Genomic DNA, 12,324 nt, shown 5'->3' with positions numbered 1-12,324 from the left:
GTCATCTTCTTCACGATACTAATGAGTCATATGGAACATAGTCAGAGTATTGTTTTTGTTCAATTTTTTAGTTTAATCGCGCTAAGCTGTGCACTAGCCTGGACATTGCTTGCTCATCTATTACGCATTGCACCTAAAGCCAGCTGGTGTTTCGCGGCGACCAACGTTTGCACTTTTATTGGTCTCTTACTTTATACCCAACGTACTGAAGCAATTAACTATTTATACTGGTTTGTTGCAGACATGACAATCCTACTGGGTTTTGCTCTGGTACGCTGGGGTTGCCAACATTTATTTAAACAACCTTTAACTTATCGATTTGATCTTATATTACTGGCGACCACGGCATTATTAATGCTACTAGTGCCCCCCTCCCTGACCTATGCAGTGTACTTAGTGATCGTCATGAGTATTACCGCAGCGACCTTTATCACTCTAACGGGTATTGATAACTTTCGGGCAGTGAAAAAACACCTACCGCTGTATTATGCGACTTTGTTAAACATACCCTTTTTTACCATAGGTTTGCTATTTATCATCCGCGCCATGGCTCTGTTGTTTTCCCCCGACCAACTTGCCAACATTTCTGCCGCTGACAAGCTTAACTCATCATTGGTGATGTGGAGCTACATCATATTGTTATTACTGACTAATTTAGTATTATTTGGTAATGCTCTAACTCGTTTAGTGTTCAAAGTCGCTCGGTTAGCCAACAAAGATCAACTGACAGGCTTATGGAATCGCCATGCATTATTGGACAAACTCGAACAAGTTGATGCCTTGTGGCAACGTAATGGACTCGCTTATACTCTAATGGTGCTCGATTTAGATCACTTCAAGCTTATCAATGACTCATACGGACATTTAGCCGGCGACAAAGTGCTCAAACAAACTGCTGAAGTATTACAGCAGACATTACGCAAAGTCGACTTTATCTGCCGTTATGGTGGTGAAGAGTTTCTGGTTATATTACCATCCACTAATACAGATGAAGCCCAAATAGTTGCTGAGAAAGTGCAAGATAGAATAAACGACTTATCTATTATTTGGCAAAAAAACACCATTAATATTACCCTAAGCACTGGCTATGCAACCTGTAAAACTCACCTCACTATTGAACAGTTATTACAGCTCGCTGACGATGCCATGTACCTTGCTAAAAGCAAAGGTCGTAATACGATTTGCTCAATGGACTCAATAGATGAATCGATTGCCGCTAGCTCAATAGAGCAATCTTAATCGATACAAGCGTTTCACCTGCCTTTGCACATCATAAACTTTAGCCCATTAACAAGACTTCAGCCTATTAACCCTCTCTGTAACCTCTGCTCGGGATAATAAACCGGCGGTGCCACAGGCTAATAAAAGACAACTAGTCTTTACTCGGCCACGGTAAATCATTAGGTGATTGCCATTGATTAGCCATAAGCTGTTGGCATGCTGACAACAAAAACTGTTGACCTAATGAAGGCGGTTGTTGAAAAACATAAGCCTGATCTCGATAAGTAAAATGCAAACTATAAGCATGTAAATAGCACCTGTCACTAAGCTCATTGCCATAGAGTTGATCGCCTAAAATAGGCACTCCAATACTGGCTAAAGCCACTCTCAATTGATGGGTTTTGCCACTGAGCGGTTTCAGTAAATACAGCCGCATACCATGGGCAATACTCTGACTGAAAAACTGCGTTACGGCGGGGTTGCTGCTGGTCCGCAGTAATTTATACATACTGCGACGCGACTTAGCCATGTCGCCAATAATCCAACCTTGTTTCTTTTTAGGTTTACCGCAAGCGATTGCCAGATAATATTTTTGAACTTTATGCTGAGTAAACATTTGGGTAAACACACTAGCAGCTTGTGGTGATTTAGCCACCACCAGCAAACCGGATGTCGGAGTATCGAGACGATGAACAGGGTAAAGCTTATAACCTAAATCAGCCTCTGCCTGAGCAATCACCCCAGCGCTGCCATCTTGACTATGAAAATGAACATTAACGGACTTACTGATGACAATAAAGTCTGTTTGGTCACTGATCACTTGATACATAGATTATCCAACAAGGATTAAAGGGGGGATACCCGCAGGATTATTTAAAGTGAATACTCACCAATAAACCAGGGTTATTATCATGTAATGAAATCGTCGCTTTATGACGCGACAAAATAGCCTTTACCATCGACAAGCCTAAACCCGTGCCTTTGAAATGACGACTTGGGTCTAAGCGGACTAAACGGTCAAATACCCGCTCTTTATCTTCGTCAATAATACCCGGTCCATTATCACTAATTTGAATATGTTTACCGTGCTGAATAATACTGATTGTAGCACCCTCGGGTGAATACTTTATCGCGTTATCCACTAGATTAAACAAAGCTTGGAACAATAAATACTTATCACCATTAACGTGAATATCACCTTCTAAACTGATTTTCAGCACTTGATCGCGACTCTCTGCAATAACCTCAGCCATCTCAAATAAATCTTGGCAGATTTGCTGTAATCTCACCGGCTGTAAATCAAGCATTTGCTGGCCTTCTTCAATGCGAGTTAACGATAACATGGCATCAAATGTCCCCAGACAATGGTCTAACTCTTCTAGCAACTCAGCAGTGGCATCTGCAAGCTCAGACGTAGGTTTTTGCGACAACTGTTCTATGCCTATGCGCAAATGCGATAGCGGGGTGCGTAAATCATGGGCAATGTTATCGCTGACGCCGCGAACGGCACGTAAGTTTTGCTCTAAAGTGTCGAGCACCAAATTAAATTGCCGCGCAAGCATGTCAAATTCATCTTGGCTTTCACTTACCGGCAAACGCGTTTCATAATGTCCAGCTTCAATTTGTTCACTTAAGCGGTTGTATTCGACCAGTCGCCTAAGAATGGCTTTAGAGAAAATATAACCTAATGCTAGCGTGAGCCCTAACGTAAACGCCACCGCCCAAAACGCCGCATTAATAAATTTCTCAATTAACGCTGCAAGCTGATCGGTTCGCGTAGCAATGAGTACTGGGCCATAACGAGTAATGACTAGACCGCCAGTCAGGATATGCAGCTTATCTGGGCCGCCAGTAAAAATAGGGAAATCTTTGGTTTCGGGCAGTTGTGGCATGTTTTCGGGTAAGAAAGTCAGTGCGCCAACCATATCGACACTGTTGCGCCAGGCAATCAATGCCGTTTTTGGATCGGCAGCACGAATTTGAGCGGCAAAACTACGACGGTTAACCGTTAATGCTAACTGCTGATAGCGCTGCATTTCTGCAGAAAGATGTTTGTCTACCTGATTTTGTTGCTCAATAACTAACTGTCGATAGAGACTGAGCACCAACATAACAATGAGTATGGTGACTAAAGTCGAGAAGATAAGCGTGATCCGCCACGCACTACTTTGGTAAGGCTTAATGCCTTTTGCAAAGGCGATAACCAGCCCCTCTTACGGTTTCAATTAGCTCACCATGCCCAAGTTCTTCAAATTTGCGACGTAATTTGGCGATGTGCACATCAATCACGTTGGTACGAGGATCAAAATGGTAGTCCCATACTGCTTCAAATAATAATGTCCGACTAATCACTTGATTCGGGTGTTCCATTAAATATTTAAGCAATTGAAATTCTTTTGGTTGTAGCATTAACTCGCTATCATCCAGGGTAACTTTACGGGTGAGTAATTCCATCTTCAAACTACCAACCTCAATATCTGTGGCAGCAGGTTCAACCACATTGCGTTGAATAAGCTTTTCAGCACGCACTAATAATTCCGCAAAGGCGAATGGCTTAGTCATGTAATCATCACCACCCGCACGCAAACCTTTTACACGCTCATCAACGTGGCTTAATGCCGATAAAATGAGTACCGGAGTATTATTCCCACTGGTACGCAGAGCAGATAATAATGTTAAGCCGTCTAACTTAGGTAGCATACGATCGAGGATCAACAAATCATATTGGTTATGTTTCGCTAACGTTAGCCCTTCTTGACCATCCGTCGCACTATCGACTTGATATTTCTGAGCAGTAAATCCATCGGCTACATACTTTAATGTAGTAGCATCATCTTCAACCAATAAAATACGCATAGTCATAGAGTCTTTAATCCCATTTGAGCAAAGGTAGTGGACGTAGGGTTTCAATATCGAAAGCAATGGTATTTCTACTATCTTGATTGAGTAATTTTAGTTCGAGATAACTAATTGACAAATCGTGGTCCAATTCCGCCTGTGTTAAATATCCTTGCTGATTTTCAATCGCGAGAGTCACTAATTCTGAAAACTTCATATGCTTGGCTTGGAGCATTTTTGCCGCATTCACTTGGCCAATATCATCAGAGGCATAAGTTGACGATTTTTCAGCTAATAATGTACCGTCTAAGGCTCGGTATTGGTATTTATGTATTCGGTGTGTCTCTACGTTAACCATAGAAATTTTATACACCAGCAAGCCTTCTTCAACATCAACATCAAAGTCACAAATGGTGCCTTCATCTTGTTGCTCTAATTGTTCCATGACCGTTATTGGCTTTAAAAAGTCGCCATTGATCAATAAAGAGTGCATAGACGGTGTCGCCATCACGGCACAAGGAAGAAAGCATATTGCTAGCAGCAACCGAACCATCACGAGCCTCTATATAATTGAAAATGGTATTACATGACCACTCTACCTAAGAGCAGACGAAGTCCCAAGAAATCTAAGATTAATAATTGATCATAAATATTATTTTTCGGCGCGATGGGCCGTCGTCACATAACATTTTCTCGAAATAAGAGGTCAGGTCAATCGATAATAACGGCACAAATGGCACAAATGGCAACATTTTATCGTAAACCCGTCATTGATGTTGCCAACAAGCCATATTGACGCGTCAATGGTCATGTTATTATTCAGAAATAGCGCCAAAACGCGATCAAACTATTGTTTTATTTGCTTTTATTATCAAAATCAAGACTGCACACTTAAAATGTGAATTTGATCTGACTTGAGAGCAATAGTCGTTTGCACGCCTGCCGCCAAGGCTAATTTATGCACCAAATGAGTCGGCACATCGGTATTGATGATCGACCCAATACCGACAACAGATGCTATCACCCGTGATGATTCACCCATCACCAGTACAGATTCAATTAATACCTCTAATTTATTTAAGCTTTTACACAAACGACCACTGCTAATGGCGTTAAAGCGAATACCTTGATTTGGGATCACCCAGCGGATAGATTGGCCGATGGTTAATCGTGGTGCACTGTCGCTGACAATGAGTTCATCACCCAAAGTAAACTTGGTCATGTTGCGTTCAATGTCTTGCTCTACAACTTGACCATCAAAAATATTCCTCAAGCCCATCTGCCTGGCCACCGCTTCGTCATTGGGGTGAGATAACACCTCAAATGGCTTGCCTTGTTGCAACATTTTACCTTGGCTAATCAATATCATCTTATCGGCCAGTAACAACGCCTCATGCATATCATGGGTTACCATGATGACAGGTATAGATAATTGTTGTTTTAAGCGAGCTAACTCAATGTATAAGCGCTCGCGAGTTTCTTTGTCTACGGCAGAAAAGGGTTCATCAAGCAGCAAAATAGTCGGCTCGCGAGCCAGTGCACGAGCCAGCGCGACTCGTTGACGTTGTCCGCCAGACAATTGAGCGGGTAAGCGATCAGGCAAACCTTGCAAGTTGACGCGCTCTAACCAATCTAAAGCACGCGATTTTCGCAATGCTTTGGGGACATGGTCAAGCCCAGAAATGACATTATCTAACGCTGATAAATGCGGAAACAAACCAAAATGCTGCGGCATATAACCAATATGCCGTTGCTGTGGCGTTAACGAAATCGACTGTTGTGCATCAAACCATAGCAGATCACCACAGTGGATTTGTCCCTGTTGAGGTAAGCTCAAACCGGCTATCATTCTTAGCAAGGTGGTTTTACCACCACCGGAAGGACCAACAACCGCTAATACCTCACCGGCGCGGCAACTAAAATGCGCTTCAAGTGGAATAGGAGAAGTTTGTGAAATATCACATATAAGATCAGCGCTGCGAGGCACCATAATGCCCTCCTAAACGCTTCGACATACTCGTAGTCAGCGCTAAAGCACTCACTGCAAACAAGAGTAATACCAAAGACATCATTCCTGCGGAATCAAAATCAAATGCCTGCACACTGTCATAAATTGCTATCGAGATAGTCTTGGTTTCACCGGCAATATTACCGCCCAGCATTAACACCACACCAAACTCGCCTAGTACATGAGAAAAACACAGCACCACTGCGGTTAATACTCCAGGCCATATCATCGGTAATTCGACTCGAAGAAAAATACGTAATCGACTCATGCCACAGCAGGCCGCAGCATCACGAATATCAATGGGAATGGTTTCAAAAGCACGTTGAATAGGTTGAACCGCAAAAGGGATATTGACGATGATAGAAGCGATCACTAAGCCTGAAAAATGAAACACCAGCTGCTGGCCCGTTAATTGTTCAACCCATTGGCCTATCACGCTCTGATTACCTAACCCTACCAGCAAGTAATAGCCAATAACCGTCGGCGGCAACACTAACGGCACCATGATCAAAGCCTCAAGCCATGACTTACCCTTAAACTGCCGGTACGCCAACCATCGTCCAACCATAATGGCCAACGGAATTAATAATATTACGGTAAAACAACTCAGTTTGACCGACAGCCACAGAGCTTGCCAATCCATTAAGCACCCTTCTTAATAGTAGGTTGCGGTAAATTAAACCCAAATTGAGTTAACACTTCCTGCGCCTCAGCTGATTGCATGTATTGATAAAATCGCTCGGTAGTTTTAGATGCATTAGGCATTAATGCCATCTGTTGATTGAGAGGTTGATATAACGAATCAGGGATAACAACATAGTTTCCGCGCTTAGCAAATGCAGGCGTTAGCACTAAGGATAACGGCACTATCCCGCCTTGAGTGGAGCCACTAATGGTAAATTGGGTGGCTTGTGCAGCATTCTCGCCTAAAATCAGGGTGGGCTGCAACATATCCCATAAGCCTTTTGCTTTGAGCACTTCACGCGCGCTCTCACCATAGGGTGCATGATCGGGATTGGCTATCGCAAAACGAGACAATTTTCCATCGTCGATTAATTGCCTTAGCCCAACTAAATTAGCGTCCAAAATTAACGGCGATTTTTTAGGCGCAGCAAGGGCAAGTCGGCCAATAGCATAAATAACCCCACTATCTTGGGTATAACCCGCTTGATGTAACTTATCAATATAACTCTCATCAGCACTGAGCATCATTTCAAACGGTGCACCATGCTGAATTTGAGTAACAAAATTACCCGATGAACCATAACTTACCCGCACAGCCAACCCCGTTTTCCGTTGAAAACGTATCGCTATCTCGTCTACAGCAAACTGAATATTGGCCGCGGCGGCAATGGCGGGGGCGTCATTGGCCACGCTTACTGAACTGAATCCCACCAGTAATATCGCGAGCAACGCCGCGATACCACTGGTATGAAGCCGCTGCAAAAGCCGATAATAAATCTGAATAATGGTGTTAATGAAAGACATTGAGGGCTTATCCTTGCTATGTACCAGTAATATGGATAAATACTACTTTTGCCACATTTTAGCGGCTTGCTGATCGCTATCATGCGCCTCAACCCACTTACGGCCAGTATCACCGGCTTCAAGTTTCCAAAAAGGCGCTTTGGTCTTTAAAAAATCAATTAAAAACTCGCAAGCTGCAAATGCCGCTTTACGATGAGCACTGGTCACACCGATAAACACGATTTGTTCGCCAAGCATCAGAGTACCAACTCGATGAATAATTGTCACTTTGCTTAATGGCCAACGATCGCAAGCTTGTTGGCTAATCTGCATTAATACCGACTCGGTCATCCCAGGATAATGCTCTAGGGTTAAATCGGTTACGGCACTGCCATCATTAAAGTCACGTACTTTACCGACAAAATTGACCACGGCGCCGTCCTGATTATTGCAGGCAAGTAACCCATACTCATCGGCGACACAAAAATCTTCAGTGTGAACACGCACATTAATTTGAGGATTACACTGTTCCATATTACCCCCCTGTAACCGGAGGGAAAAAGGCCACTTCATCGCCGTCTTTCACCGGTGAATCCCACTGACTCATGGTTTGATTAATTGCCACCAGTAATTTGTCTGATGCCAACACTTTGGCCCACTTGTCATCAGTGGCGGCAAGCGCTGCACGTAACGCTTCAGCGGTATCAATATTCTCGGCAGTATGCTCAACTTTAGCGCTGCCTAATAACTCACGAATTTGCGCAAAAAATAACACTTGGATCATAGTGGTTTCTCACTGTATTTATTCATAACATCTATCGAGGTTTACCCGAGTAATCATTGACCGATTAAGCTTGGAAATGGCCTGATTTACCGCCGCGTTTTTCCAGTAACCTAACTTGAGAAATAATCATGTCTTTTTGTACCGCCTTACACATGTCGTAAATGGTTAATGCGGCGACAGATGCCGCCGTTAACGCTTCCATTTCGACACCGGTTTTGCCTGACAATTTACACAAACTGGTAATGCGCACGCGGTTATTCTCAGGCTGAGCTTCAAGCTCAACTTCCACCTTAGTCAGCATCAAGGGATGACATAATGGGATCAAATCAGCCGTTTTTTTAGCCGCTTGAATCCCGGCAATACGTGCGGTCGCAAACACATCACCTTTGTGATGACTGCCATTCATGATCATGGCTAAAGTCTCAGGAGCCATATCAATAAAGGCTTCAGCGCGGGCTTCACGCTCAGTGACCGCTTTTTCAGTCACATCGACCATATGGGCATTGCCATCGGCGTTAATATGGGTAAAACGATTGCTCATACTGTAATTGCCTTAATCAAATTCAATCTCTATCGACTGAGCACCACTATATTGTGCGTCATCCGTCTGTTTAGCTCAATAACCGCTTAACCACCAATAGAAGCAAGGTGCTGAGTCACACCGGTAATACCTTGATGTAAATAATGGGTTTCTTTTTTCTGGGCTAATTGACCGTGTAAACGACTTATTAATTCATCTTGCTGCGAAGGATTTTGCAATAAATCACGCAAATCGACGCCATTTTCAGTAAACAAACATAAATGTAATTTACCTTTTGCAGACACACGTAAGCGGTTACAGCTGGCACAGAAATTCTTAGCGTAAGGCATAATTAGCCCAATACGACCTTGGTAATCTGCATGACTGAAGTTTTGCGCAGGACCATCATCAACACTTGGCAGATCATATAACCAGCCTTGTTGCTCAAGTTGTTTTTTTATGTCCACACCAGCTAGATGATGCGCGTTAAAATAATCGTGACCTAAACCCGTCTCCATTAACTCAATAAAACGTAAATCGATAGGTGTATGTTTAATCCACTGCAAAAAACGTGGTAAATCTCTATCGTTTAAGCCTTTAAGTAACACGGCATTGACTTTAACCCGCTCAAACCCCGCCTCAAGTGCGGCATCAATACCCCGCATCACTTGGTCGAATTTGTTTTCGCCGGTAATTTGATAAAACATTTTAGGATCTAGGCTATCAACAGAGATATTAATACGCCGTAAACCAGCGTCATACCATTCTTTAGCATGTTGCTGTAAACGATAACCATTGGTGGTCATTGCTACGGTATTAATATTAGGATTTGCGGCAACGATCCGCACAATATCTGTGAAGTCTTTGCGCAGAGTGGGCTCACCACCGGTGATTCGAACTTTTTGAGTGCCGACCTCTCCAAAGCCTGCAACGAGATTTTCAATCTCATTAAGCGTTAAAAAGCTAGGCTTGCCATCGGGTTTATACCCATCGGGCAAACAATAAGAACATTTGAAATTACAAACATCAGTAACTGACATCCGCAAATAGTGAAATCTTCGACCAAAGCTGTCTTGTAATTGGGACATGTTAACCTTTCCAAGTGTGGGAGGTGAGTGCATTTCTTTACTCACCCCGGTGGCAAAATTACCACGGCTAACTGCCCATATCATTGACGTAGGGCAAAAAGCTCGGAGAACCGTCAGATCCAATTATAGGCCTAATTGCGGTTTCACAAATACCCCTTTAGGTGAATATCTTAATTTAAAAGACTATAGGGTTATTTTTTTGTGACTCGACTCACGCTGACAAGATTGTGTTTGCTACTGTGACAAAAGCGAATTTTGCGGTAAGGTGAGTAAAGAACAAACGATCGTTTACTTATCATTATATAAAAACAATAAACCCGCGATGAACGGGAAACTTGGAAAGGTGAGAACATGGAACGCGAGTCAATGGAGTTCGACGTAGTAATTGTCGGTGCAGGCCCAGCGGGTTTAGCAACTGCTTGTCGTTTAATGCAAATATCTAAAGATGCCGATAAAGAAATCACCGTTTGCGTGGTAGAAAAAGGCTCTGAGGTTGGCGCACATATTTTATCGGGTGCAGTATTTGAACCCGATGTACTAGACGAATTGTTTAATGATTGGCGTGACTCAGATATCCCGCTAAACACCAAAGTCACACATGACGAAATCTATTTGCTTAATTCAGAAACGCAATCACGCTTAATACCAAATAGCTTAGTGCCTAAAACAATGCACAATGATGGCAATTACATTATTAGTGTTGCTAACTTAGCCCGTTGGTTAGCCAACAGAGCAGAGGCCATGGGCGTAGAGATTTTCCCAGGGTTTGCCGCCAGTGAATTGCTGTTTAATGAAGACAACAGTGTTAAAGGTATTTTAATCGGTGATATGGGCGTCGGTGAAGACGGCCAACCTAAAGACAGCTACATGCCAGGTATGGAGTTACATGCCAAATACACCGTTTTTTCAGAAGGCTGTCGTGGTCATTTGGGTAAACAATTGATCCAAAAATATCATTTAGACAATGGCAAAACGCCGCAGCACTATGGCTTAGGCTTTAAAGAAATTTGGAAGGTTCCTGCCGAGCAACATCAACAGGGTAAAGTGGTTCACACTGGCGGTTGGCCACTGGTGAATGGCTCATCAGGAGGCGGATTTCTATACCACATGGAAGACAACCAAATCGCCGTGGGGTTAATAATCGATTTAAATTATAAAAATCCTCATCTCAGTCCATTTGATGAATTTCAGCGCTATAAAACTCATCCCGTTATTGCCGAAACATTAACGGGTGGTGAGCGCTTATCCTATGGTGCAAGGGCCATTGCCAAAGGCGGTTTAAATTCACTGCCTAAAATGAGTTTCCCAGGTGGGTTAATTATTGGCTGTAATGCTGGCACGCTTAACTTTTCCAAAATTAAGGGCATCCATACTGCAATTAAAAGCGGTATCATCGCGGCTAAAACCTTAGGTGAAGGCTTAATTGCAGGTTTAGAAGGTGGTAAAGATCTAGATTGCTTCCAACAACGTTTTGAAGAGAGCTGGCTTCACGAAGAACTATACCAATCGCGTAATTTTGGTCCAGCATTACACAAGTTTGGTACTCTACTGGGTGGCGCTTTTAACTATATCGACCAAAATTGGTTTGGCGGTAAGTTTCCAGTGACCTTTAGAGACACGACGCCAGACTATGCCACAATGGGATTAGCCAGCGATTACACCAAAATTGATTACCCTAAACCTGATGGGAAATTGAGCTTTGATAAGTTATCGTCAGTGTATATGTCGAGCACGTATCACGAAGAAAATCAGCCGTGTCATTTACATCTAAAAGACAAAAGCATCCCTATTTCGGTCAATTTAGCCAAATTTGATGAACCCGCACAACGTTATTGTCCGGCAGGTGTTTATGAAGTCGTTGAAGAAGCCGGTGACAAAAAGTTTGTCATTAACGCTCAAAATTGTATTCATTGTAAAACCTGTGACATTAAAGACCCGAGCCAAAATATTACTTGGGTTACACCAGAAGGCGGCGGCGGGCCAAACTATCCCAATATGTAAGTTAACCAATAGCTAAATTATTGGCACCGTCAAAAAAACGCACACAAAATAGTAGTGCGTTTTTTTTGTTTTATCGACTATCATGCGCCACATAAAATCAGAACAACCTACACAAAAAGACTATTTTGTTTCCGTACTCAAATAGAGAAATAAGTTAACGCAGTGAAATCGACTTGGCGTAAAGCCGGTTATTTCAAACTTAAACGTTATGCTGATATCAAGACTGATTCACGCAGCTAATTGCGAGCCTGTTGCATGTGAACTCAGTACTATTATCGATACATTGACAGTTTGATATGCCTTCATTATTTAACCTTGAAATGACTCAATGCGTTTGCTGACAAAATAACTATCAATTTATTGCCATAATATTCCCGCATATCATAAAGATACTCCC

General features: G+C 42.8%; 13 protein-coding genes and 1 riboswitch. Of the genes, 2 read left to right on the top strand and 11 right to left on the bottom strand.

Annotation, left to right across the window (positions count from 1 at the left end):
- Positions 1-30 precede the first annotated feature (30 nt).
- Positions 31-1,239: a GGDEF domain-containing protein gene (locus CXF80_RS14590; RefSeq protein WP_157822239.1), complete on the top strand. Its 1,209-nt coding sequence runs from the start codon at positions 31-33 to the stop codon at positions 1,237-1,239.
- Between the two features lie 133 nt (positions 1,240-1,372).
- Here CXF80_RS14590 and CXF80_RS14585 read toward each other — a convergent pair whose 3' ends face one another.
- From CXF80_RS14585 to moaA, 11 genes are all read right to left on the bottom strand, one after another.
- Positions 1,373-2,050 carry a TIGR01621 family pseudouridine synthase gene (locus tag CXF80_RS14585; RefSeq protein WP_101033615.1) on the bottom strand — a complete coding sequence of 226 codons (678 nt, stop codon included), beginning with the start codon at positions 2,048-2,050 and terminating at the stop codon, positions 1,373-1,375.
- 40 nt (positions 2,051-2,090) lie between these two features.
- Positions 2,091-3,332 (bottom strand): sensor histidine kinase, encoded by a 1,242-nt coding sequence (locus tag CXF80_RS14580; RefSeq protein ID WP_101033613.1) that lies wholly within the window; start codon positions 3,330-3,332, stop codon positions 2,091-2,093.
- A 67-nt stretch (positions 3,333-3,399) separates the two neighbouring features.
- The gene (locus CXF80_RS14575; RefSeq protein WP_101034784.1) at positions 3,400-4,077 is read right to left on the bottom strand and encodes a response regulator transcription factor; all 678 of its coding nucleotides are present in this window, start codon (positions 4,075-4,077) and stop codon (positions 3,400-3,402) included.
- Between the two features lie 13 nt (positions 4,078-4,090).
- A complete protein-coding gene (locus CXF80_RS14570) occupies positions 4,091-4,552 on the bottom strand; it encodes a hypothetical protein (protein WP_232772112.1) in 462 nt (153 codons plus the stop codon).
- A gap of 384 nt (positions 4,553-4,936) precedes the next feature.
- A complete protein-coding gene (locus CXF80_RS14565; protein WP_101033610.1) occupies positions 4,937-6,049 on the bottom strand; it encodes an ABC transporter ATP-binding protein in 1,113 nt (370 codons plus the stop codon).
- Positions 6,030-6,710 carry a molybdate ABC transporter permease subunit gene (gene modB / locus CXF80_RS14560; protein ID WP_101033608.1) on the bottom strand — a complete coding sequence of 227 codons (681 nt, stop codon included), beginning with the start codon at positions 6,708-6,710 and terminating at the stop codon, positions 6,030-6,032. Before modB ends, CXF80_RS14565 begins: the two co-directional genes overlap by 20 nt.
- Positions 6,710-7,555, bottom strand: coding sequence for a molybdate ABC transporter substrate-binding protein (gene modA, locus CXF80_RS14555; RefSeq protein WP_101033606.1), 846 nt, complete (start codon positions 7,553-7,555; stop codon positions 6,710-6,712). Before modA ends, modB begins: the two co-directional genes overlap by 1 nt.
- Before the next feature lie 42 nt (positions 7,556-7,597).
- Positions 7,598-8,068: a molybdopterin synthase catalytic subunit MoaE gene (gene moaE, locus CXF80_RS14550; RefSeq protein WP_101033604.1), complete on the bottom strand. Its 471-nt coding sequence runs from the start codon at positions 8,066-8,068 to the stop codon at positions 7,598-7,600.
- A 1-nt stretch (position 8,069) separates the two neighbouring features.
- Positions 8,070-8,318: a molybdopterin synthase sulfur carrier subunit gene (moaD, locus tag CXF80_RS14545; RefSeq protein ID WP_101033602.1), complete on the bottom strand. Its 249-nt coding sequence runs from the start codon at positions 8,316-8,318 to the stop codon at positions 8,070-8,072.
- 64 nt (positions 8,319-8,382) lie between these two features.
- Entirely contained in the window at positions 8,383-8,859 is a 477-nt protein-coding gene (gene moaC, locus CXF80_RS14540) for a cyclic pyranopterin monophosphate synthase MoaC (protein WP_101033600.1), read from the bottom strand.
- Positions 8,860-8,945: 86 nt separating this feature from the next.
- Positions 8,946-9,926 carry a GTP 3',8-cyclase MoaA gene (gene moaA, locus CXF80_RS14535; RefSeq protein WP_101033598.1) on the bottom strand — a complete coding sequence of 327 codons (981 nt, stop codon included), beginning with the start codon at positions 9,924-9,926 and terminating at the stop codon, positions 8,946-8,948.
- Positions 9,914-10,046, bottom strand: a riboswitch (molybdenum cofactor riboswitch). (Overlaps the previous gene by 13 nt.)
- 231 nt (positions 10,047-10,277) lie before the next feature.
- Between moaA and CXF80_RS14530 the strand changes: the two genes are divergently transcribed.
- Positions 10,278-11,927: an electron transfer flavoprotein-ubiquinone oxidoreductase gene (locus CXF80_RS14530; protein ID WP_101033595.1), complete on the top strand. Its 1,650-nt coding sequence runs from the start codon at positions 10,278-10,280 to the stop codon at positions 11,925-11,927.
- The last annotated feature ends 397 nt before the right edge of the window (positions 11,928-12,324 follow it).

The organism is Shewanella sp. Actino-trap-3 (assembly GCF_002836275.1).
In the GTDB taxonomy this organism is placed as follows: Bacteria; Pseudomonadota; Gammaproteobacteria; order Enterobacterales; family Shewanellaceae; genus Shewanella; species Shewanella psychromarinicola.
The sequence above is the reverse complement of the archived record's forward strand: the minus strand, read 5'-3'. Positions and strand labels throughout refer to the sequence as shown.

Coding starts and splice junctions, on each gene's coding strand:
- CXF80_RS14590 (WP_157822239.1), top strand. CDS start 31: ATGGAACATAGTCAGAGTATTGTTTTTGTTCAATTTTTTAGTTTAATC.
- CXF80_RS14585 (WP_101033615.1), bottom strand. CDS start 2,050: ATGTATCAAGTGATCAGTGACCAAACAGACTTTATTGTCATCAGTAAG.
- CXF80_RS14580 (WP_101033613.1), bottom strand. CDS start 3,332: ATGTTGGTGCTCAGTCTCTATCGACAGTTAGTTATTGAGCAACAAAAT.
- CXF80_RS14575 (WP_101034784.1), bottom strand. CDS start 4,077: ATGCGTATTTTATTGGTTGAAGATGATGCTACTACATTAAAGTATGTA.
- CXF80_RS14570 (WP_232772112.1), bottom strand. CDS start 4,552: ATGCACTCTTTATTGATCAATGGCGACTTTTTAAAGCCAATAACGGTC.
- CXF80_RS14565 (WP_101033610.1), bottom strand. CDS start 6,049: ATGGTGCCTCGCAGCGCTGATCTTATATGTGATATTTCACAAACTTCT.
- modB (WP_101033608.1), bottom strand. CDS start 6,710: ATGGATTGGCAAGCTCTGTGGCTGTCGGTCAAACTGAGTTGTTTTACC.
- modA (WP_101033606.1), bottom strand. CDS start 7,555: ATGTCTTTCATTAACACCATTATTCAGATTTATTATCGGCTTTTGCAG.
- moaE (WP_101033604.1), bottom strand. CDS start 8,068: ATGGAACAGTGTAATCCTCAAATTAATGTGCGTGTTCACACTGAAGAT.
- moaD (WP_101033602.1), bottom strand. CDS start 8,318: ATGATCCAAGTGTTATTTTTTGCGCAAATTCGTGAGTTATTAGGCAGC.
- moaC (WP_101033600.1), bottom strand. CDS start 8,859: ATGAGCAATCGTTTTACCCATATTAACGCCGATGGCAATGCCCATATG.
- moaA (WP_101033598.1), bottom strand. CDS start 9,926: ATGTCCCAATTACAAGACAGCTTTGGTCGAAGATTTCACTATTTGCGG.
- CXF80_RS14530 (WP_101033595.1), top strand. CDS start 10,278: ATGGAACGCGAGTCAATGGAGTTCGACGTAGTAATTGTCGGTGCAGGC.